The sequence below is a fragment of the Escherichia sp. E14V7 genome (assembly GCF_004212225.1).
In the GTDB taxonomy this organism is placed as follows: Bacteria; Pseudomonadota; Gammaproteobacteria; order Enterobacterales; family Enterobacteriaceae; genus Escherichia.
The window spans coordinates 97,654-120,142 of record NZ_RHJJ01000014.1; the positions used below are offsets into that span (position 1 = coordinate 97,654).

Consider the following 22,489-nt stretch of genomic DNA (forward strand, 5'->3'; position numbering starts at 1 on the left):
CGTATATTGCGGCTCGCAGATGCGGACCCTTCCCCCTCTTCACGCACTCTTGCAGGTATTGACCCTTGACGCCAGGGTAAGCACATGGCGTTTGTTACGATAGTGGCATATGAACTTAACCCTTAAAGAATCGCTTGTTTCCCGTAGCCGGGTTTTTAGCCCGTGGACTGCGTTCTACTTTTTACAGTCGCTATTGATTAACCTTGGTTTAGGTTATCCCTTTAGTTTTCTCTATACCGCCGCTTTTACTGCCGTTTTGCTTTTGTTATGGCGGATGTTGCCGCGTGTGCAAAAAACCTTAATAGGTGTCTGTTCGCTGGTGGCGGCCTGTTATTTTCCTTTTGCTCAGGCGTACGGTGCGCCTAACTTCAATACATTGCTGGCGCTGCATTCCACCAATATGGAAGAGTCGACCGAAATTCTTACGATCTTCCCGTGGTATAGCTATCTGGTCGGCTTATTTATTTTTGCGCTCGGCGTGATTGCGATCAGGCGGAAAAAAGAGGATGAAAAAGCACGCTGGAATAAATTCGACACCCTGTGTCTGGTATTCAGTGTGGCGACATTTTTTGTCGCTCCGGTTCAAAATCTCGCCTGGGGCGGCGTATTTAAACTGAAAGACACCGGTTATCCGGTATTTCGTTTTGCTAAGGATGTCATCGTCAATAATAACGAGGTGATTGAAGAGCAAGAACGGATGGCGAAACTTTCCGGGATGAAAGATACCTGGACAGTCACTGCGGTTAAACCAAAATATCACACTTATGTGGTGGTCATTGGCGAAAGCGCACGTCGCGATGCCCTCGGTGCCTTTGGTGGTCACTGGAACAATACCCCGTTTGCCAGCAGCGTTAACGGCCTGATTTTTTCTGATTATATTGCTGCCAGTGGCTCCACACAGAAATCTCTCGGATTAACGCTTAACCGCGTAGTCGATGGCAAGCCACAGTTTCAGGATAACTTTGTGACCCTGGCCAACCGAGCAGGATTCCAGACCTGGTGGTTTTCTAATCAGGGGCAAATAGGCGAATACGATACGGCTATCGCCAGCATCGCTAAACGTGCAGATGAAGTGCACTTCCTGAAAAACGGTAATTTTGAAGCAGATAAGAACGCTAAAGACGAAGAACTACTGACAATGACCGCGCAGGTGTTGGCGGAAGAACACTCGCAGCCGCAACTGATTGTTTTGCATCTGATGGGTTCACATCCTCAGGCCTGTGACCGGACACAAGGCAAATACGAAACCTTTGTACAATCGAAAGAAACATCGTGCTATCTCTACACCATGACGCAGACGGACGATTTACTGCGCAAACTGTACGACCAGTTACGCAACAGCGGCAGCAGTTTCTCCATGGTTTATTTTTCAGACCACGGTTTAGCCTTTAAAGAACGCGGAAAAGAAGTGCAATACCTGGCCCACGATGATAAATATCAGCAGAATTTTCAGGTGCCTTTTATGGTCATTTCCAGCGACGATAAAGCGCATCGGGTGATTAAAGCCCGCCGTTCAGCCAATGATTTCTTAGGTTTTTTCTCACAGTGGACGGGAATTAAAGCGCAGGAAATCAACATCAACTACCCGTTTATTTCCGAGAAGAAAGCCGGGCCGATATACATCACCAACTTCCAGTTACAGAAGGTGGATTACAACCATCTCGGAACCGATATTTTCGACCCGAAACCTTAAAAACAAAAATCCGCCCCGGGGGGCGGATTTTTTATATCACCGAAGTGATTAGAAGCGGTAACCAACACCGGCAATCCAGGTGCCTACGTCAACGCTACGAATACGGCTCTGCTCGTAAGAGAAGTCCAGCGCAACGTTTTCGATTGGGTTGAACTGCAGACCTGCGCCGTAAGAGAAACCGTAGTCGCTGGTGTCGTGTTTATAGGTCGGGTAGTTGGTGTCCTGGAATTTACCGTAGCCCACACCTACAACACCGTAGATGCTCGCCCAGTCGTTGATGCGGTATGCCGGACCAGCGGTGATGCCGTAGTACTGGGTTTTGTTGTAATCGCCTGCACTGTTAGTACGACTTTTTTCAGTGTAAGTGAAAGAACCGATCACACCCAGCGGGCTGTTGTCTTCTTCATAGCGGTATTTCAGGTTGAAACCGCCCATTTTGTTCATTTTGCCCTGAGCGTCGCTCTGAGCGTAACCGCCAGTTACGGTAGAAGTCGCAGCTACGGAAGTACCTGCGGTGAAAGCCAGAACTGCGGCCAGTGCTGAAAGACATGCAATTTTTTTCATAACCACCTCAAATGTGATTCAAATAAGTCCTAAGCTTTAAATATATCAAAAATTAATGGGAAACTCTTCGCGATTTGTGATGTCTAACGGGCCATTTCATGTAACAGAACGTTTCCACATGCCGCTATCCATCTAAATTTAAATCATTTTTTCAGTGAGCTGCGTAAGTATTACGCATATTTTCACTGCCGTTCATCCAGATTATTCCTAATCACCAAGCTGATGAATCAATCAATCCTGGCGCATTTTAGTCAAAACGGGGAAAATTTTTTCAACAAATGCTCAACCAGTTTTAGTTATATCCAGTACACTCCTCGCTTTACCTGACTATACAAATTTATGGGGGAACGGATGCCAGGGACATTACGTAAAATGCCGGTCTGGTTACCGATATTATTATTGCTCGTTGCCATGGCGTCTATTCAGGGCGGGGCCTCATTAGCAAAGTCGCTTTTTCCATTGGTTGGCGCGCCGGGCGTGACTGCACTGCGTCTGGCGCTGGGAACACTGATTCTTATCGCATTCTTTAAACCGTGGCGACTGCGGTTTGCCAAAGAACAGCGCTTGCCGCTGTTGTTTTACGGCATCTCACTGGGTGGAATGAACTATCTTTTTTATCTTGCTATTCAGACCGTACCGCTTGGGATTGCGGTGGCGCTGGAGTTCACCGGGCCACTGGCAGTGGCGCTGTTCTCTTCTCGTCGCCCCGTAGACTTTGTTTGGGTTGTGCTGGTGGTACTCGGCCTGTGGTTCCTGCTGCCGCTGGGGCAGGATGTTTCGCATGTCGACCTAACCGGCTGTGCGCTGGCGCTCGGTGCCGGTGCTTGTTGGGCTATCTACATATTAAGTGGGCAACGCGCCGGTGCGGAACACGGCCCGGCAACGGTGGCTATCGGTTCGCTGATTGCGGCGCTTATTTTCGTGCCGATTGGCGCATTCCAGGCTGGAGAGGCGCTCTGGCACTGGTCAGTTGTTCCATTGGGTCTGGCTGTCGCTATCCTCTCTACCGCTCTGCCCTATTCGCTTGAGATGATTGCCCTCACCCGTCTGCCGACCCGGACATTTGGTACGCTAATGAGTATGGAACCAGCACTGGCTGCCGTTTCCGGAATGATTTTCCTCGGTGAGACATTGGCGCCAATACAACTGCTGGCCCTCGGCGCGATTATTGCCGCCTCAATGGGCTCAACGCTGACAGCGCGCAAAGAGACTAAAATTAAAGAATTAGATATTAATTAAACCTACCTTTCTGCATGGTTATGCATAACCATGCAGAATATGACACGAATCCTCATCCCTTCCTTTTTTATATATCTTGTTATCCCAAAACCTATTATCTGTGAATAGTTCGCGTAAAAAAGAAAATAAGAATCGTCTCCAGCAATATACATAACTATGTGAATTTATATAGTTTTTATTTTTCACGCTTGTTACCGCTATTAGTGTGATAGGGACAGCCAGAATAGCAGAACACCAGGGCGGTGCTATACTTAGTCTCGTTAATTACTGGGACACAACATCAAGAGGATATGAAATTATGAGTACCGCTAAATTAGTCAAAGCAAAAGCGACCAATCTGCTTTATACCCGCAACGATGTCTCTGACAGCGAGAAGAAAGCGACAGTTGAGTTGCTGAATCGCCAGGTTATCCAGTTTATTGATCTCTCTTTGATTACCAAACAAGCGCACTGGAACATGCGCGGCGCTAACTTCATTGCCGTACATGAGATGCTGGATGGTTTCCGTACCGCACTGACCGATCACCTGGATACTATGGCAGAGCGCGCAGTGCAGCTGGGTGGCGTTGCCCTTGGTACCACTCAAGTTATTAACAGCAAAACTCCGCTGAAAAGCTACCCGCTGGACATCCACAGCGTTCAGGATCACCTGAAAGAGCTGGCTGACCGTTACGCGATTGTTGCCAACGACGTGCGCAAAGCGATTGGCGAAGCGAAAGATGACGACACCGCAGATATCCTGACCGCCGCTTCCCGCGACCTGGATAAATTCTTGTGGTTTATCGAATCTAATATCGAATAAATCCATCGCAGATGGTGCAAAACTTAAGTAAGCGATAAAAGCGGCTTCCTGACAGGAGGCCGTTTTGTATTGCTGCCCGCCTTTACGCACTTTTTTAGTGCAACTCATCGCCTTCTCCGCCTGTTAAAGTAAAATACTTGTATCAACAACATCACACAATCGTTACATAAAGATTGTTTTTTCATCAGAATTTACGCTAAATAACCTATGTGTTGAGTGCACTATTTTTGCGCACCACTTTGGCGCCCCAATATGGTGCAGACCGGAGATGTTGCCCCATAAATTGTGCAACCCGTTTTTACTGCTCCTATAAAAATCAAAGAGTTGTAAAACTGGCACGATTTTTTCATATACGTAAATGTCACGCAGGGGATCGTCCCGTGGATAGAAAAAAGGAAATGCTATGAAGTCTGTATTAAAAGTTTCACTGGCTGCACTGACCCTGGCTTTTGCGGTTTCTTCTCATGCCGCGGATAAAAAACTGGTTGTGGCGACGGATACCGCCTTCGTTCCGTTTGAATTTAAACAGGGCGACAAATACGTTGGTTTTGATGTGGATCTGTGGGCTGCTATCGCCAAAGAACTGAAGCTGGATTACGAACTGAAACCAATGGATTTCAGTGGCATCATCCCAGCACTGCAAACCAAAAACATCGATCTGGCGCTGGCGGGCATTACCATTACCGACGAGCGTAAAAAAGCGATCGATTTCTCTGACGGCTACTACAAAAGCGGCCTGTTAGTGATGGTGAAAGCCAACAATAACGATGTGAAAAGCGTGAAAGATCTCGACGGTAAAGTGGTTGCTGTGAAGAGCGGCACTGGCTCCGTTGATTACGCAAAAGCAAACATCAAAACTAAAGATCTGCGTCAGTTCCCGAACATCGATAACGCCTATATGGAACTGGGGACTAACCGCGCAGACGCCGTCCTGCACGACACACCAAACATTCTGTACTTCATCAAAACCGCCGGTAACGGTCAGTTCAAAGCGGTAGGCGACTCTCTGGAAGCACAGCAATACGGTATTGCGTTCCCGAAAGGTAGCGACGAGCTGCGTGACAAAATCAACGGCGCGTTGAAAACCCTGCGCGAGAACGGCACATACAACGAAATCTACAAAAAATGGTTCGGTACTGAACCGAAATAATGATTGCCTTTAATTTATGGCCCGGTGGCCTTTTGCATACCGGGCCAGCGTTTCGCCCCGCCAGCCTTCTGGCTCGGGTATTTACACCACGGTAACAGGAACAACATATGCAGTTTGACTGGAGTGCCATCTGGCCTGCCATTCCGCTTCTGATTGAAGGCGCCAAAATGACCCTGTGGATTTCGGTCCTCGGTCTGGCTGGCGGCCTGGTTATCGGACTGGCGGCAGGTTTTGCACGCACCTTCGGTGGTTGGATAGCCAACCACGTCGCGCTGGTCTTTATTGAAGTGATCCGCGGCACACCTATCGTCGTCCAGGTGATGTTTATCTACTTCGCCCTGCCGATGGCGTTTAACGACTTACGCATCGACCCGTTTACTGCGGCGGTGGTCACCATCATGATCAACTCCGGCGCGTACATTGCGGAAATCACGCGTGGTGCGGTGCTGTCAATTCACAAAGGTTTTCGTGAAGCAGGACTGGCGCTCGGCCTTTCACGTTGGGAAACCATTCGCTACGTCATTTTACCGCTGGCACTGCGCCGCATGCTGCCGCCGCTGGGTAACCAGTGGATCATCAGCATTAAAGATACCTCGCTGTTTATTGTTATCGGCGTGGCGGAACTGACCCGTCAGGGGCAAGAAATTATTGCCGGTAACTTCCGCGCCCTTGAGATCTGGAGCGCCGTGGCGGTGTTCTATCTGATTATTACCCTGGTGCTGAGCTTTATTCTGCGTCGTCTGGAAAGAAGGATGAAAATCCTGTGATTGAATTTAAAAACGTCTCCAAGCACTTTGGCCCAACCCAGGTGCTGCACAATATCGATTTGAATATTGCCCAGGGCGAAGTCGTGGTGATTATCGGGCCGTCCGGTTCCGGTAAATCGACCCTGCTGCGCTGCATCAACAAACTGGAAGAAATCACCTCCGGCGATCTGATTGTCGATGGTCTGAAGGTTAACGATCCGAAAGTTGACGAGCGCCTGATTCGCCAGGAAGCGGGTATGGTGTTCCAGCAGTTTTACCTTTTCCCGCATCTGACGGCGCTGGAAAACGTCATGTTTGGTCCGCTACGCGTGCGTGGCGCGAACAAAGAAGAGGCGGAAAAACTGGCACGTGAACTGCTGGCGAAAGTCGGTCTGGCGGAACGCGCCCATCACTACCCTTCCGAACTTTCTGGTGGTCAGCAGCAGCGTGTAGCGATTGCCCGCGCGCTGGCGGTGAAACCGAAAATGATGCTGTTTGATGAACCGACTTCCGCTCTTGACCCGGAACTGCGCCATGAAGTGCTGAAGGTTATGCAGGATCTGGCTGAAGAAGGGATGACGATGGTGATCGTGACCCACGAAATCGGTTTTGCCGAGAAAGTAGCTTCGCGCCTGATCTTTATCGACAAAGGCCGGATTGCGGAAGATGGCGATCCGCAGGCGTTGATCAAGAATCCGCCGAGCCAGCGCTTGCAGGAATTTTTACAGCACGTCTCTTAATAAGACACATTGCCTGATGCGCTACGCTTATCAGGCCTACAGGATATATGGCAACTTATTAAAATTGCATGAACGTGTAGGACGGATAAGGCGTTCACGCCGCATCCGGCAAAAAAGCCCGCACGTTGTCAGCAACCTGCTTAATATCCCTTCCTCCCTTTCACCCGAAAGGGAGGCACACCAGATTCCTCTCATTTAAAATCGCCCCTCCCCCAGCATCTATACTTATCTTTTTGCTCTGTTTTCTCACTGGAGGAGTCATGCGGTGGATCCTGTTCATCCTCTTCTGCCTGCTGGGCGCACCTGCCCACGCGGTATCCATACCCGGCGTTACAACCACAACGACAACGGACTCAACGACTGAACCGGCCCCGGAACCGGATATCGAACAAAAAAAAGCGGCCTATGGCGCACTGGCGGATGTGCTGGATAACGACACCTCGCGTAAAGAGTTGATCGACCAGTTGCGCACCGTCGCCGCTACGCCCCCTGCGGAACCGGTACCGAAGATCGTGCCGCCGACGCTGGTTGAAGAGCAAACCGTGCTGCAAAAGGTCACCGAAGTCAGCCGCCATTATGGTGAAGCCCTTTCCGCCCGCTTCGGGCAACTTTATCGCAATATCACCGGCTCCCCGCATAAGCCGTTTAATCCACAAACCTTCAGCAATGCGCTGAGCCATTTTTCAATGTTAGCGGTATTAGTGTTTGGTTTTTACTGGCTGATTCGTCTGTGCGCACTGCCGCTGTATCGCAAAATGGGTCAGTGGGCGCGGCAAAAAAATCGTGAGCGCAGCAACTGGTTGCAGCTTCCGGCGATGATTATCGGGGCGTTTATTATCGACCTGCTGTTACTGGCACTGACATTATTTGTCGGTCAGGTTTTAAGCGACAACCTGAATGCGGGCAGTCGCACCATCGCTTTCCAACAAAGTTTGTTTCTCAACGCCTTTGCCCTGATTGAATTTTTCAAAGCTGTACTACGCCTGATTTTTTGCCCAAACGTGGCGGAGCTGCGCCCGTTCACGATTCAGGACGAGAGCGCCCGTTACTGGAGCCGTCGCCTGAGCTGGTTAAGCAGCCTGATTGGCTATGGCCTGATTGTGGCCGTGCCGATTATCTCTAATCAGGTGAATGTACAGATAGGTGCGCTGGCGAACGTCATCATTATGCTGTGCATGACCGTCTGGGCGTTGTACCTGATCTTTCGTAATAAAAAAGAGATTACCCAACATTTGCTCAACTTTGCGGAGCATTCGCTGGCCTTTTTCAGCCTGTTTATCCGCGCCTTTGCGCTGGTGTGGCACTGGCTGGCAAGCGCCTATTTTATCGTGCTGTTTTTCTTTTCGTTGTTCGATCCAGGCAACAGCCTGAAATTTATGATGGGTGCAACGGTGCGCAGCCTGGCGATTATTGGTATCGCAGCGTTTGTTTCCGGTATGTTTTCCCGCTGGCTGGCGAAAACCATCACCCTCTCGCCACATACTCAGCGTAACTATCCGGAGCTGCAAAAACGGCTGAATGGCTGGCTTTCGGCGGCACTGAAAACGGCGCGTATTCTGACAGTCTGCGTGGCGGTAATGTTGCTGTTGAGCGCATGGGGATTGTTCGATTTTTGGAACTGGCTGCAAAACGGCGCGGGGCAGAAAACCGTAGATATCCTGATCCGTATCGCACTCATTCTTTTCTTCTCGGCGGTTGGCTGGACGGTGCTCGCCAGTTTGATCGAAAACCGGCTGGCTTCGGATATTCATGGCCGCCCGCTACCGAGCGCCCGCACGCGTACCCTGCTGACGCTGTTCCGTAACGCGCTGGCGGTGATTATCAGTACCATCACCATCATGATTGTGTTGTCGGAAATCGGCGTCAATATCGCGCCATTGCTGGCAGGTGCCGGAGCATTAGGTCTGGCTATCTCGTTTGGTTCGCAAACGCTGGTGAAAGATATTATCACCGGGGTATTTATTCAGTTTGAAAACGGCATGAACACTGGAGATTTGGTGACTATCGGGCCGTTGACCGGCACTGTGGAACGGATGTCGATTCGCTCCGTGGGCGTGCGTCAGGATACCGGGGCGTATCACATCATTCCGTGGTCTTCGATTACCACTTTTGCTAACTTCGTCCGCGGCATTGGTTCGGTGGTGGCAAATTACGATGTTGATCGCCATGAAGATGCTGATAAAGCCAATCAGGCACTGAAAGATGCGGTAGCGGAATTGATGGAAAACGAAGAAATTCGCGGGCTGGTTATTGGTGAACCGAACTTTGCCGGGATTGTCGGCTTAAGCAATACCGCATTTACACTGCGTGTTTCGTTCACCACGCTGCCACTCAAACAGTGGACGGTACGCTTTGCCCTCGACAGCCAGGTGAAAAAGCATTTCGACCTGGAGGGTGTTCGCGCACCAGTACAGACTTATCAGGTGCTGCCTGCTCCGGGCGCGGCCCCGGCAGAACCGCTGCCGCCGGGGGAGCCAACGCTTTAACGCTGGCGATTGACAAAACGGCGACGCTGCTCGTCGTTCATAAAGGTCCAGGCAATAAAGCGACTCTGCTTTTGCCCCTGGGCCATCTCTTTTTTGACCACTTTCACCGCGCCCACGTCCGTCAAAGCACGATACAATGGCGGTAAGTTTTCACCACGAGATACCAGCGAGGTAAACCACATCACCTGCTTCGCGAAACCTTTGCTCTCTTCAATCATCTTTTTGATAAAGGCGACTTCACCGCCTTCACACCACAACTCCTGTTGCTGACCACCAAAGTTCAGTGCATCGTCTTTGTTCAGCCCAAGGTTACGGCGTTTACGCTCACTACCTGCCCGTGCCGCAGCGGCGGAATCGTGGAATGGCGGGTTACACAAGGTCGCGTCGTATTGCTCGTTTTTATGGATGATGCCGTTAAAAATCGCCCCACTCTCTTTTTGCCGACGCAGACGAATGGCGCGGTTAAGCCCTGGATTAGCACTGATGATCGCCTGCGCACTGCTTAACGCCTGGCTGCTGGTTTCGCTGCCGGTAAAACGCCAGCCATATTCATGTACGCCAATCAGCGGGTAAATACAGTTCGCACCAACGCCGATATCCAGAATGCTGGCATTAGCTGGAATTGTTCCGCTTGCTTCAGCCAGTAAATCGGCAAGGTGATGAATATAATCCGCCCGGCCCGGTACTGGCGGGCAGAGAAAACCGTCCGGGATATCCCAGTTCGCTACGGCGTAAAAATGGGCCAGCAACGCCTTATTGAGCGCCTTCACCGCCAGCGGATTGGCAAAGTCTACGCTTTGCTCCCCGGCGGGTGTAAGCGTGAGGAATTGCCTGAGTTCAGGATTGACCTGACAAAGCGTGGCGAGATCGTAGCGGCTGTGATGACGGTTGCGCGGATGCAACCCCGGTTTCTGGGCGGACATAGCATTCTCCTTTAAGCAGCGGCGTAAGATACCCGCATAACGCGACAGGGTAAATATCTGGCTGCGTTTATCATTTCGAAAGACCTTAACATGACTATGGCTTATAGCAATTCACCATAAAAATCAGCATCATGCATGTCATTGATTTGTCTTGTTTTGTAAAAATATATCGTTCAAAAAATAAGCACATCTCTGTCAATTTTTTGCGTCATTTGCACCGCACAGGCGACCTACACTTATCAGGCACTACTCGTTGTATTTCTGAGGATGTCATTATGAAAAAGTGCCTCGCACTACTGATTGCCACCGTCCTGAGCGGAATCACCTTCACGGCTTATGCCGCGCAGCCTCTGAGTAACCAGGACAGCGGTCAGCTACGGCCCGCCGGTACCGTTTCGGCAACTGGCGCATCAAACCTAAGCGATCTGGAGGATAAACTGGCAGAAAAAGCGCGCGAACAAGGCGCGAAAGGTTATGTCATTAATTCCGCGGGCGGAAATGACCAGATGTTCGGTACTGCAACCATCTACAAATAACCCCACCAACGTAACTGCATTCGCCTCTGGATGCAGTTTTCGCCTGTTTTGTAATCAAAAAACATCAAATATGAACGCAATGTAAATAAATGTATTTCTTTTTCGCGCAATGGGTGATAGAAAATCGCGCTAAGTGATAATGCTTATCAAAATTATTATCACTTTCATGAACACTATTACGGGATTAACAGTGGCATCGCATCCGCAGAGATGCTTTCTCGTGACAGTGAAAACTTAAACATATAAGAAAAAGTCACCTGCCAAATGGAAAACAATCGCAATTTCCCTGCCAGACAATTTCACTCGCTCACGTTCTTTGCCGGTCTTTGTATTGGCATCACGCCTGTAGCACAGGCACTCGCCGCCGAAGGGCAAACTAACGCGGATGACACGCTGGTTGTCGAAGCATCAACGCCTTCGCTTTATGCGCCACAACAATCTGCCGATCCGAAATTCTCGCGTCCGGTAGCGGATACGACCCGCACGATGACGGTGATTTCTGAACAAGTGATTAAAGATCAGGGCGCGACCAACCTTACCGACGCGCTCAAAAACGTCCCCGGCGTAGGCGCATTTTTTGCTGGTGAGAACGGTAACTCCACCACTGGCGACGCCATTTATATGCGCGGTGCCGATACCTCTAACAGTATTTATATTGATGGCATTCGCGATATCGGCAGCGTCTCGCGCGACACCTTCAATACTGAGCAGGTCGAAGTGATTAAAGGTCCGTCCGGTACCGACTACGGGCGCAGCGCGCCGACGGGCTCGATCAATATGATCAGCAAGCAGCCGCGCAATGATTCCGGCATTGACGCCTCCGCCAGTATTGGCAGCGCCTGGTTCCGCCGCGGCACGCTGGACGTCAATCAGGTGATTGGCGATACCTCCGCGGTGCGTCTGAATGTGATGGGCGAAAAAACGCACGATGCCGGACGCGACAAAGTCAAAAATGAGCGTTACGGCGTCGCCCCTTCCGTAGCTTTTGGCCTTGGCACAGCGAATCGTTTGTATCTTAATTATCTGCATGTCACCCAGCACAACACGCCAGACGGCGGCATTCCGACCATCGGTTTGCCGGGCTATTCTGCACCATCTGCGGGAACGGCGGCACTGAATCATTCCGGAAAAGTTGATACGCATAACTTTTATGGCACGGATTCCGATTACGACGATTCGACCACCGATACCGCCACCATGCGTTTTGAGCACGACATCAACGATAACACCACCATTCGCAATACGACCCGATGGTCGCGCGTGAAGCAGGATTACCTGATGACGGCGATTATGGGCGGGGCGTCGAATATTACCCAGCCTACCAGCGATGTGAATAGTTGGACCTGGTCACGTACGGCGAACACCAAAGATGTGAGTAATAAAATTCTCACCAACCAGACCAACCTGACTACCACGTTTTATACCGGCTCTATCGGTCATGATGTCAGTACCGGCGTGGAATTTACCCGTGAAACGCAGACCAACTACGGCGTTAATCCGGTGACGTTACCGGCGGTGAATATTTATCATCCTGACAGCAGCATTCATCCCGGCGGCCTGACACGCAATGGCGCAAACGCCAATGGTCAGACGGATACCTTCGCAATTTATGCCTTCGATACGCTGCAAATCACCCGTGATTTTGAGCTGAACGGCGGGATCCGCCTGGATAATTATCATACTGAATATGACAGTGCCACCGCCTGCGGCGGCAGTGGACGCGGCGCAGTCACCTGCCCTGCTGGCGTGGCAAACGGTTCTCCGGTCACCACCGTCGACACTACCAAGTCGGGCAATCTGGTCAACTGGAAAGCCGGGGCGCTGTATCACCTGACGGAAAACGGCAATATCTATATTAACTATGCCGTTTCCCAGCAGCCGCCGGGCGGCAACAACTTCGCCCTTGCGCAGTCTGGCAGCGGTAACAGCGCCAGCCGCACCGACTTTAAACCGCAAAAAGCCAACACCAGCGAGATTGGCACCAAATGGCAGGTTCTGGATAAACGCCTGCTACTTACCGCCGCGCTGTTCCGTACTGATATCGAAAATGAAGTTGAGCAAAACGATGACGGGACTTACTCACAATACGGTAAGAAACGCGTCGAAGGCTATGAGATATCCGTGGCCGGGAATATCACGCCCGCGTGGCAGGTGATTGGCGGATATACCCAGCAAAAAGCGACCATTAAAAATGGCGCGGACGTGGCTCAGGATGGTTCATCATCACTGCCATATACGCCGGAGCACGCCTTTACCTTATGGAGCCAATATCAGGCAACCGATGATATTTCCGTTGGCGCGGGCGCGCGTTACATCGGCAGTATGCATAAAGGTTCAGACGGCGCGGTGGGAACGCCAGCATTTACCGAAGGTTATTGGGTCGCCGATGCCAAACTGGGATATCGGGTTAATCGCAATCTCGACTTCCAGCTAAACGTCTACAACCTGTTTGATACCGATTACGTCGCCTCAATCAACAAGAGCGGCTACCGTTACCACCCGGGCGAACCAAGAACGTTCCTGCTCACCGCCAATATGCATTTCTGATTCAGATGTGGGGCGCAAGGCTCACTAATGTTGATGGCGAGAACAGGTCTGCCTGATGCGCTGCGCTTATCAGGCCTACAAGGTTGTGCAATGCATTGAATTCACATCATTTGGTAGGCCAGATAAGGCGTTCACGCCGCATCCGGCATCTGAACACCGTTGCCTGATGCGCTGCGCTTATCAGGCCTACAAGGTTGTGCAACACATTGAATTCACATCATTTTGTAGGCCGGATAAGGCGTTCACGCCGTATCCGGCACCTGAGTACCATTGCCTGATGCGCTGCGCTTATCAGGCCTACAAGGTTGTGCAATACATTGAATTCACATCATTTGGTAGGGCAGATAAGGCGTTCACGCCGCATCCGGCATGACTGTTAAAAATCGGTGTGGGGCGCTGGCCCCACTTTTTGGAGAACTTGTATGATGTACCACATTCCCGGCGTGTTATCGCCACAGGACGTCGCCCGGTTTCGCGAACAACTGGAACGAGCCGAATGGGTTGATGGACGCGTCACCACCGGCGCACAAGGCGCACAAGTTAAGAACAATCAGCAAGTTGATATCCGCAGCGCCCTGTACGCCGAATTGCAAAATGAGGTGCTGAACGCGGTTAACCAACATGCTTTGTTCTTTGCCGCTGCCTTGCCGCGTACCCTTTCCACGCCGCTGTTTAATCGCTATCAGAACAATGAAACCTATGGTTTCCATGTGGATGGCGCAGTACGCAGCCATCCACAAAACGGCTGGATGCGTACTGACCTTTCTGCCACGCTGTTTTTGAGCGATCCACAAAGCTACGACGGCGGCGAACTGGTCGTAAATGATACCTTCGGACAACATCGGGTTAAACTTCCGGCTGGCGATCTGGTGTTGTACCCCTCCAGCAGCCTGCATTGCGTGACACCCGTAACCCGCGGCGTGCGAGTGGCATCATTTATGTGGATCCAGTCGATGATCCGCGATGATAAAAAGCGCGCCATGCTGTTTGAACTGGACAACAATATTCAGTCGCTGAAAAGCCGCTATGGCGAAAGTGAAGAGATCCTGTCGCTGCTCAATCTTTATCATAATCTGCTGCGGGAATGGTCGGAGATCTGACGCTTGAACTGCCAGAGTTCGACCCTATATTAGCTACACTTAACTGTACAAGCATTGATATGGGGAGGACGATATGGCATCCGGTTGGGCTAGCGATGACGCCGTCAACGAACAGATCAACAGTACAATTGAAGATGCGATCGCTCGCGCTCGGGGTGAAATTCCGCGTGGCGAAAGCCTGTATGAATGTGAAGAGTGTGGCGCCCCCATCCCGCAGGCCCGTCGGGAAGCCATTCCTGGCGTGCGCTTATGCATTCATTGTCAGCAGGAGAAAGATTTACAAAAACCAGCTTATACAGGATATAATCGCAGAGGTTCGAAAGACAGCCAGTTACGTTAACTGCAACTGCCGGGATGTATAGCGAGTATAATTTGTATTTTTCGTGGCATTCCGTGCCTTTAACGCTGCCGTGACTGCCACGCGATATAAAACGGGTCCATAAGTACAACAAATAAATGGTTTATCAATATGTTAGATATCAATCAATTTATTTGAACAAGGCGGTCAATTCTCTTCGATTTTATCTCTCGTAAAAAAACGTGATACTCATCACATCGACGAAACAACGTCACTTAAACAAAAATCACCTGCGAGAGATTAATTATGAAAACTATCAATACTGTTGTTGCTGCTATGGCTCTTTCAACTCTGTCATTTGGCGTGTTTGCCGCGGAACCGGTAACGGCATCCCAGGCACAGAGCATGAACAAAATCGGCGTAGTTTCTGCCGATGGCGCATCCACCCTCGATGCCCTGGAAGCGAAACTGGCTGAGAAAGCGGCAGCTGCTGGGGCTAGTGGATACAGCATTACTTCCGCCACCAACAACAATAAATTAAGCGGAACTGCGGTTATCTATAAGTAATTCGTAAGTCGGATAAGACGTTTACACCGCATCCGACAACAGATGCCTGATGCGACGCAACCCCGTCTTATCAGGCCTACAAAATCCGAACCGTTGGTCGGATATGGCGTTTACGCTACATCCAGCAAAAGTATTTCCCTGTCTGTTTGCCGACAGACGCATATGCTCTAACCCTCATTGATCCTATGTTACCCTTGTTTGCCCGTCCGACACTGGACGGGCTTTTTTTTAGCTGGCTAACTGCTGACAGAAAGCCTGCAACGTCTCTTCCGGCATACCAACCTGTCGCGCCGCATCACAAATGGCCTGCCAGCTTCCCGCATCCAATGGGATCCCCAACTCCTGCCGTTCGCGACGCGTGTTCACTTCCCACTCACCCGGTAGCAAAATCGGCTTATCTTCATCATGCGGCGAAGCTTTCACCCACTCGGCAAAGGCTTCGGTCTGCGCACTACAATCCGGCGCGCCGAACAGTTCCGGGTTGATGATGATAGTGGTCATGCAGTTAAGAATGGCATCGGGGCTGGTTTGCAACGTTTCCTGATGCGTCGTTTTACCGCCAGAAAGCGCCCCGCCAAGAATTTCACACATCGCCGCCAGCGCGTAGCCTTTATGTTCGGCAAAGGTCAACAACGAACCCAACGGCGACTCCTGCATGACCGCCGGGTTAGTCGTCGGGACGCCGTTAACATCAATCAGGCAGCCTGGCGGCACGGGAACACCTTTATGCCAGGCGACGCGAGTTTTACCAAATGCGATGGCGCTGGTGGCGTAATCAAGCAACAGCGGGAAGTTATCTTTACGTGGAAAAATCACACAGAACGGATTGGTGCCAAAGCGGCTGTCGCGGCCGTGGAACGGTGCAACCATTGGAATACCAACCACGTTAACAAAGTGGATAGAGACAAACCCCGCCGCCGCGCACTGTTCCGCCCAATAACCGATTCGGCCGATATGATGCGAGTTATGTAGCGCCACGGCGGCAATGCCGTGCTGATGCGCTTTCTCAATCCCCAGCGCCATCGCTTCGTGTGCCGCCACCTGACCAAATGCGCGATCGCCATCAAGCGTGACCACAGCCCCCGCCTCTTTGATAATTTTGGCGTGATGGTTGATTTGCAAAGAACCCAGGCTCCAGGAATGCACATAGCTTGGGATCATGCCAATGCCATGTGAATCATGCCCAGCCAGATTTGCCGCGATTAAATGATCGGCAACTAATTTTGCTTCCTGTTCCTCGCTCCCCATCTGACGAAATACAGCCTGAATAAAACGGTGTAGCGTCTGCGCATCAAAGCGATGACCACTTTCCATGGTTAACTCCTGTTTATGTTATATGCCTGTTGCTTTTTTATGCTGCGCGCCAGACGCGGGAAGGTCAATAAAGATGCAGGAATTTCATATTGCGGTGGGGTAAAGGCCGGATGACAGTGCTCATCCGGCTGGGGGAGAACTTAAAATGATTGCTTAACGCGCGCCAGGCCGTCGCTGATAGTTGCCGCTTCACCCGTAGCCACCAGGCAGCAAGCCATCTGGATTTTCAGCGATTCGGGAATCGGTTCGTTGCCAGCCAGGCAACGTTCAATCCACTGCGCCGTAGTTTCCAGGTCTTTGGCTTGTGGCAGTAGCTCGCTGCCAGCAGTGTCCTGTTTTTCATACAGCACCCGCATCCCTTCGCGGTCGATCAGATTGATTTGCGGGCAGCGTTGCGGATTAGCATACACTTCACCTTCAGTGCCATGCATTAACAGCGCTCGTCCGCCAATATCGCTAAAGAACTTCGCGACGCGTCCGATGTATTCCGGATGCGAAACGCTGGAAAGACGCAGTGCCTCACCTTCGGCAAATGGCGTCGCCAGTTTCGCCAGGGTATGCGCACTGTTACGCACGCCCATCCGCCAGCGCATCGCCAGTTGTTTTTCCAGCGGCGGGCAAAACGCACCGACTGGCATAAACACTGGTTGATGTTCGTCGAGCTTCGCCTGCGCCTGTCCGGCATGTAGCGTTGGCGTAATGCCCATCAGTTCGAAAATGGTTTCGGTCAGCACACGAGTTGGATCTTCGCTAACCCCATGAACCACCACAGGAAAACCGAGTTTATGCAGCAGAATCGCCAACAACGGCGTCAGGTTGGCCTGTTTACGCGCGCCGTTGTAACTGGGGATGACAATCGGCATCGGCTTGCCTGCAGGCGGCGTCAGCTTGATGGTGTGATTTTGCATGGCTTCGTAAAAGCCGAGCATCTCTGCTTCCCCTTCCCCTTTGATACGCAGCGCAATCAATACGCCGCCCAACTCAAGGTCAGGGACTTCACCGTTGAGCATATGGGCATACAGACCGCGCGCAGTATCCCGGTCTAAATCGCGCGCGTGGTTTTTCCCGCGCCCGATCTCTTTAATGATTTTGCGATAGTCCATTTACGACTCCTTACCTGACTCACATCATTAACGCCGCCGACGGCGTGGGGATTTCGCTTTTTCTTTCTTTTTAACTATACCTTCAGGGACTTCCGGTTGCTCAATCGGAAATACCGGTAATGCATCCAGTAGTCGCTTGCCATAGTTTTTGGTCAGCAAGCGTTTATCGTAAATCACCACTTCGCCCCAGCAACCGTGGCTTCGAATCAGTCGCCCAACCTGCTGAATCAGGTTAAACGAGGCGCTCGGCAGGCTTTGCACCTCAAACGGATAGCGGTTGAGGCTTTTCAGCCATTCCCCTTCGGTGATCACCACCGGGCTGTCAATGGGTGGGAAGGCAATTTTATGGATATGCACCTGACTTAGCAGCTCGCCCTTTAAATCCAGCCCTTCGGCAAAAGACTGTAAGCCCACCAGTACGCTGCGCTCACCGTTGGCGACGCGTTTGCGGTGCAGTTCAACTAAACGGTAACGCGGCTGATCGCCCTGCACCAGCAACATCAACCGTAAATCCGTCACATAGTCGAGAAACCGCTGCATCGCCCGTCCGCTGGCAAACAGTACCAACATACCGAGATGTTTTTTGCTCTCCACCTGCTCACGGAAGAACGCCGCCATTTCAGCAATGTGCTGTTCTTCGTTGTCAATGGAAGGCTCAAAGCGCATCCGGGGAATAACAATTTTGCCCTGTTCGCAGTGGTTGAAGGGGGAATCCAGCGCCACAAAGCGGTCGCCCGCTTTCTCTTTCAGCCCGCTCATCTCCTGCAAACGCGAAAAACTGTTCAGCGATCGCAAGGTCGCGGAGGTGACAATAATGTGCGGAATACTGCGCCACAGCAGCCTTTCCAGCTGATCGCTAACACGTATTCCCACGCAGTGAAACCAGAGATGCAGTTGCCCTTCGCGCTCTTCCCGCGTCGCCCATTTGGTCACTGGCGCACCGGAAGATTGCGCCAGAGACGCCAGCCGCCAGAGTTTGCTTTGCGCCTCAAACATCCCCAGCGCGCGGTTCATCTGCAAAATCAACCGATGCAGACGTACAATATCGTGGCTGCCGGTTTTCTCACTTAAATCGTTAAGAAATAACTCCGCCAGACCACGCAGCATCTCGGTGAGTTTTGCCAGCCGCTGGCAGATCTCCAGCACTTCATCAGGCAATTCGCCCATCGCGAAACGGTGCTCTGCCTCCTGCCCGGCAGGCATGTAGAGATTGAGAATGTTGTTTAACGAGGCGATAAGCTCATACAACTCTTCACAATGCGCATTCAAACGTTCAGGGATCGCCAGCGGTGGGATCGTCTTCGGGCGAAACTGCTCCATGCAGGTAGCGACCAGTTTGGTGAACAAGTCCAGCTGTAGCCGATACCAGGGCGCGGTGATTTCGGCGCTCATCTCCAGCGCATCCCGCGCCACGTCCGGCAGGTGATGCCCTTCATCCAGCACCAGCAGTAAATTTTTCGGGTCAGGTAATACCGCTTCGCTTTCCATCGCCGCCATTACCAGCGCATGGTTTGCCACCACCACTTCCGCTTCCTGAATCTCCCGACGAGCAACAAAAAACGGGCATTCACGATAGTAGTAACAGTTGCGGTTGAGGCAGCTGGCTTTGTCGGTACTCAAACGACGCCAGAGATCGTCATCTATAGCGATATCCGTATGATCGCGCAGACCATCCCATTTATAAGTGTCGAGATCGCCCTTCAGCTTCGCACAACGTTTTTGCTCTTCCTGATTGTTCGGCGTCAGTTCGTCGTCAAGAAACGCCAGCAGATCCTGTTGCGTGGGTTCAGTGCTGGCGAGCGCCGTCAGATTACGCGGGCAAACGTAGCGCCCACGCCCAAAAGCGGCAGTGAATTTAAGATCGGGAATGATCTTTTTCAGCAGCGGTAAATCTTTGCTGTAGATCTGATCCTGCAACGCCACGTTGGCGGTACTCACCACCAGCGTTTTTTGCTCTTCGCGGGCAATGGCGATGCCGGGAATCAAATAGGAGAGCGTTTTCCCAACGCCGGTGGGGGCTTCAATCGCCAGATGCCGCCCTTCTTCTCCGGCCAGCGTTTTGGCGACGTCCGCAATCATCTGCCGCTGCGGCGCACGGGGAATAAAGTCGGGGATCTGTTCCTGAAGCGCCTTATACCAGGCGGCAATTTGCGCTTTAAGCGCGGCGGTTAATGCCATGAGAAAACCTGAAATACTGTATAAACAGCCAATATTGTGGCATTTTTCGGTTTTCAGGGGTAATGGTTTTTCTGTTTCTGGAAAGCGGCTCGCAATATCGTTTTCTGGCTGTGGGGTTTTCTCGCAACAGAAGAAACATCATTGCGTAGTAAAAGACAATGCACGCAGGCTTATTGCGCTGGCGGCCATTGCAGGGCGGTATGTAAAACACGCAATACCGAGAGCGTATCGCCCTCCACTTGATAGATAAGCACATAATGCGGCCTGACAACGGCTTCATGTGTACCAGCGACTCGTCCGGCCCGGTACATCTCCGGGCGTTCACAGGCCTGTTCCGCAATGGCTTCAAATTGATTATCAAGGGCAATTGCCGCTTGCGGATTATCTTTACTGATGTATTCCATGATTTGCTCCCTGTCAGACAGGGACATTGGCTTCCATTCCAGACGCATTAATCCCCCTTCAGCAAGGCTTTTTTACGGGCAGCAAATAGACTTTTGGCCTCTTCATGAGAGAGCGCCGGGCGTGGATCGTCAATGGCAACCTGCACCTGTTCACGAAACCAGGCGTCATACGCGGCAGCTTCATGAGCTCGTTTTAATGCCTCTGCCCTGTCTGGTCGGGTCGTTTTCTTCTGACCGTCCGGGTCGTAATGAGAGGCGTCGACTTCAAACCGGGCAATACCAACATCTTTCAGGTAGTTGACAACCGTTTCCAGCCGTTTAAACAAGCGAATTTGCCGACTGCGTTGTGCTGCAAGAGGCCGTTCAGTGTGGCCGTATTTCACGGTCAACGACCAACCTCCCTGGGTGCCAATAACGTGTGCTGCATCCACTACGCCAGATTCAACCAGTTTATGTAAGGTTGAGTGATCGATCGTTTCTGGTGCCATAATGCGCTAACCTCTTTGTATACGGCATGCAATTTATAATTAAAGATAGCGCAATTAATAATAAATTGCAGCACCTTGATCGTAAATTGCCCAGGATAAAATTGCGGTAGAAAGAGATTTGTTGCGAAGATGCCGGGCATAGCCCGGCATCAAAAGATTACTGCGCAGCGGCAGGTTTACGCGGACGGCGGCGACGTTGTTGCTCGCCTGCCGGTTTGGCATCGCCGAGGCGACGAGAGGGTTTTTCTGCAGGTTTCGCGCTTGCAGATTTTGCGCCACCTTCCCCACGGCGAGGTTGCTGTTGACTGCGACCACCACCTTGCCCACGACCGCCGCCGCCACGTTGCTGGCGACCATTCTGGATTGGTTCCGCTTTGATTGACGGGTCCGGCTCATAGCCCGGAATCGCAATGCGCGGGATCTCTTTTTTCAGCAGTTTTTCGATATCACGCAGCAGTTTGTGTTCATCAACACACACCAACGACAACGCTTCACCGGTAGCTGCCGCGCGACCGGTACGCCCTATACGGTGGACATAATCTTCCGGTACGTTTGGCAGTTCATAGTTGACGACGTGCGGCAACTCTTCGATATCCAGACCGCGCGCAGCGATGTCAGTTGCCACCAGTACACGAATATCGCCCGATTTAAAATCGGCCAGCGCACGAGTACGCGCACCTTGCGATTTATTACCGTGGATCGCCGCACTTCGGATGCCATCTTTATTGAGCTGTTCAGCCAGATGGTTAGCGCCATGTTTGGTACGAGTAAACACCAGCACCTGCTGCCAGTTCCCTTTCCCAATCATGTGCGACAGCAATTCGCGTTTGCGTTTCTTATCAACAAAGTGAACGTGCTGGGTCACCTGATCAGACGCGGTATTGCGGCGTGCCACTTCGATTTCCAGCGGGTTGTGCAACAGTTTTTCCGCCAGGGCTTTAATATCGTCAGAGAAGGTCGCGGAGAACAACAGGTTCTGGCGCTTCGCTGGCAGTTTTGTTAACACGCGACGGATATCGTGGATAAAGCCCATGTCGAGCATGCGGTCAGCTTCATCGAGGACGAGGATTTCTATCTGGTCCAGCTTCACCGCATTCTGATGTTCCAGGTCCAGCAAACGCCCCGGCGTTGCCACCAGAACATCAACGCCGCCACGCAATTTCATCATCTGCGGGTTAATGCTCACACCACCAAACACCACCAGCGAACGAATGTTCAGGTATTTGCTGTAATCACGGACGTTTTCGCCAATCTGCGCCGCCAGTTCACGGGTCGGGGTAAGAATGAGCGCACGAACCGGACGACGCCCTTTGGCGTGCGGCTCGCGGGAAATCAAGTGTTGTAGTAGCGGCAACGTAAAGCCCGCTGTTTTGCCCGTGCCGGTCTGGGCACTGGCCATCAGGTCGCGGCCTTCCAGCACCGCAGGGATCGCCTGCTGCTGAATAGGGGTGGGTTCACGGTAACCTTGCTCGGCAACGGCGCGCAGGATATCAGGGCTTAAACCCAAAGAATCGAAAGACATAACTACTCCGAACCGCCCCGACCGTTACCGGTGTAGTTTTCAGGGAGATACTGAAAAGGAAAATGACAAAAACCACAATGTCATGAGGG

The 22,489-nt window shown here is 51.6% G+C and carries 22 protein-coding genes; 13 read left to right on the plus strand and 9 right to left on the minus strand.

Annotated elements, in window-relative coordinates; genetic code table 11:
• The first annotated feature begins 109 nt into the window (after positions 1 to 109).
• The gene (gene opgE, locus D9741_RS16435) at positions 110 to 1,693 is read left to right on the plus strand and encodes a phosphoethanolamine transferase (protein WP_130214861.1); all 1,584 of its coding nucleotides are present in this window, start codon (positions 110 to 112) and stop codon (positions 1,691 to 1,693) included.
• Positions 1,694 to 1,741: 48 nt separating this feature from the next.
• On the opposite strand, the gene ompX is transcribed toward opgE, so the two are convergent.
• A complete protein-coding gene (gene ompX, locus D9741_RS16440) occupies positions 1,742 to 2,257 on the minus strand; it encodes an outer membrane protein OmpX (protein ID WP_105289445.1) in 516 nt (171 codons plus the stop codon).
• A 52-nt stretch (positions 2,258 to 2,309) separates the two neighbouring features.
• On the minus strand, positions 2,310 to 2,375 hold the full coding sequence (locus D9741_RS16445; RefSeq protein WP_120795379.1) for a protein YliM: 66 nt from the start codon (positions 2,373 to 2,375) through the stop codon (positions 2,310 to 2,312).
• A 233-nt stretch (positions 2,376 to 2,608) separates the two neighbouring features.
• Between D9741_RS16445 and rhtA the strand changes: the two genes are divergently transcribed.
• The 6 genes from rhtA to ybiO all read left to right on the plus strand — a co-directional run bounded on the left by rhtA (position 2,609) and on the right by ybiO (position 9,420).
• On the plus strand, positions 2,609 to 3,496 hold the full coding sequence (gene rhtA / locus D9741_RS16450; protein ID WP_130205141.1) for a threonine/homoserine exporter RhtA: 888 nt from the start codon (positions 2,609 to 2,611) through the stop codon (positions 3,494 to 3,496).
• Positions 3,497 to 3,794: 298 nt separating this feature from the next.
• Entirely contained in the window at positions 3,795 to 4,298 is a 504-nt protein-coding gene (gene dps / locus D9741_RS16455) for a DNA starvation/stationary phase protection protein Dps (RefSeq protein ID WP_064530112.1), read from the plus strand.
• 403 nt (positions 4,299 to 4,701) lie between these two features.
• Positions 4,702 to 5,448: a glutamine ABC transporter substrate-binding protein GlnH gene (gene glnH / locus D9741_RS16465; protein WP_130205139.1), complete on the plus strand. Its 747-nt coding sequence runs from the start codon at positions 4,702 to 4,704 to the stop codon at positions 5,446 to 5,448.
• A gap of 107 nt (positions 5,449 to 5,555) precedes the next feature.
• Entirely contained in the window at positions 5,556 to 6,215 is a 660-nt protein-coding gene (glnP, locus tag D9741_RS16470) for a glutamine ABC transporter permease GlnP (protein WP_061090926.1), read from the plus strand.
• Positions 6,212 to 6,934, plus strand: coding sequence for a glutamine ABC transporter ATP-binding protein GlnQ (gene glnQ / locus D9741_RS16475; RefSeq protein WP_032302757.1), 723 nt, complete (start codon positions 6,212 to 6,214; stop codon positions 6,932 to 6,934). Before glnP ends, glnQ begins: the two co-directional genes overlap by 4 nt.
• Positions 6,935 to 7,194: 260 nt before the next feature.
• On the plus strand, positions 7,195 to 9,420 hold the full coding sequence (gene ybiO / locus D9741_RS16480; protein WP_130214863.1) for a mechanosensitive channel protein: 2,226 nt from the start codon (positions 7,195 to 7,197) through the stop codon (positions 9,418 to 9,420).
• Here ybiO and rlmF read toward each other — a convergent pair.
• A complete protein-coding gene (rlmF, locus tag D9741_RS16485; protein ID WP_001275941.1) occupies positions 9,417 to 10,343 on the minus strand; it encodes a 23S rRNA (adenine(1618)-N(6))-methyltransferase RlmF in 927 nt (308 codons plus the stop codon). The two genes, ybiO and rlmF, sit on opposite strands and share 4 nt — an antisense overlap.
• Before the next feature lie 275 nt (positions 10,344 to 10,618).
• Between rlmF and mcbA the strand changes: the two genes are divergently transcribed.
• The 6 genes from mcbA to ybiJ all read left to right on the plus strand — a co-directional run bounded on the left by mcbA (position 10,619) and on the right by ybiJ (position 15,391).
• The gene (mcbA, locus tag D9741_RS16490; RefSeq protein ID WP_010347475.1) at positions 10,619 to 10,879 is read left to right on the plus strand and encodes a DUF1471 family periplasmic protein McbA; all 261 of its coding nucleotides are present in this window, start codon (positions 10,619 to 10,621) and stop codon (positions 10,877 to 10,879) included.
• A gap of 264 nt (positions 10,880 to 11,143) precedes the next feature.
• Positions 11,144 to 13,426 carry a catecholate siderophore receptor Fiu gene (locus D9741_RS16495; RefSeq protein ID WP_130214865.1) on the plus strand — a complete coding sequence of 761 codons (2,283 nt, stop codon included), beginning with the start codon at positions 11,144 to 11,146 and terminating at the stop codon, positions 13,424 to 13,426.
• A 55-nt stretch (positions 13,427 to 13,481) separates the two neighbouring features.
• Entirely contained in the window at positions 13,482 to 13,799 is a 318-nt protein-coding gene (locus D9741_RS16500; RefSeq protein ID WP_130214867.1) for a hypothetical protein, read from the plus strand.
• 49 nt (positions 13,800 to 13,848) lie between these two features.
• Positions 13,849 to 14,526, plus strand: coding sequence for a PKHD-type hydroxylase YbiX (gene ybiX / locus D9741_RS16505; RefSeq protein WP_130214869.1), 678 nt, complete (start codon positions 13,849 to 13,851; stop codon positions 14,524 to 14,526).
• Positions 14,527 to 14,599: 73 nt separating this feature from the next.
• A complete protein-coding gene (gene ybiI, locus D9741_RS16510; protein WP_130214871.1) occupies positions 14,600 to 14,866 on the plus strand; it encodes a C4-type zinc finger protein YbiI in 267 nt (88 codons plus the stop codon).
• A gap of 264 nt (positions 14,867 to 15,130) precedes the next feature.
• Entirely contained in the window at positions 15,131 to 15,391 is a 261-nt protein-coding gene (ybiJ, locus tag D9741_RS16515) for a DUF1471 family protein YbiJ (protein ID WP_000849307.1), read from the plus strand.
• A gap of 228 nt (positions 15,392 to 15,619) precedes the next feature.
• On the opposite strand, the gene hcxB is transcribed toward ybiJ, so the two are convergent.
• The 6 genes from hcxB to rhlE form a co-directional block, all read right to left on the minus strand.
• Positions 15,620 to 16,705, minus strand: a complete 1,086-nt coding sequence (hcxB, locus tag D9741_RS16520) for a hydroxycarboxylate dehydrogenase HcXB (protein WP_130214873.1) — start codon at positions 16,703 to 16,705, stop codon at positions 15,620 to 15,622.
• 140 nt (positions 16,706 to 16,845) lie between these two features.
• Positions 16,846 to 17,808 (minus strand): DNA-binding protein YbiB, encoded by a 963-nt coding sequence (ybiB, locus tag D9741_RS16525; RefSeq protein ID WP_130214875.1) that lies wholly within the window; start codon positions 17,806 to 17,808, stop codon positions 16,846 to 16,848.
• Positions 17,809 to 17,835: 27 nt separating this feature from the next.
• On the minus strand, positions 17,836 to 19,986 hold the full coding sequence (gene dinG, locus D9741_RS16530; protein ID WP_130214877.1) for an ATP-dependent DNA helicase DinG: 2,151 nt from the start codon (positions 19,984 to 19,986) through the stop codon (positions 17,836 to 17,838).
• A 170-nt stretch (positions 19,987 to 20,156) separates the two neighbouring features.
• Complete coding sequence (locus tag D9741_RS16535) at positions 20,157 to 20,438, minus strand: type II toxin-antitoxin system RelE/ParE family toxin (protein WP_130214879.1); 282 nt, start codon at positions 20,436 to 20,438, stop codon at positions 20,157 to 20,159.
• Positions 20,438 to 20,878 carry a hypothetical protein gene (locus D9741_RS16540; protein ID WP_130214881.1) on the minus strand — a complete coding sequence of 147 codons (441 nt, stop codon included), beginning with the start codon at positions 20,876 to 20,878 and terminating at the stop codon, positions 20,438 to 20,440. The genes D9741_RS16535 and D9741_RS16540 overlap by 1 nt, the downstream gene beginning before the upstream one ends.
• 157 nt (positions 20,879 to 21,035) lie before the next feature.
• Complete coding sequence (gene rhlE / locus D9741_RS16545) at positions 21,036 to 22,400, minus strand: ATP-dependent RNA helicase RhlE (RefSeq protein WP_130214883.1); 1,365 nt, start codon at positions 22,398 to 22,400, stop codon at positions 21,036 to 21,038.
• Positions 22,401 to 22,489: the final 89 nt, after the last annotated feature.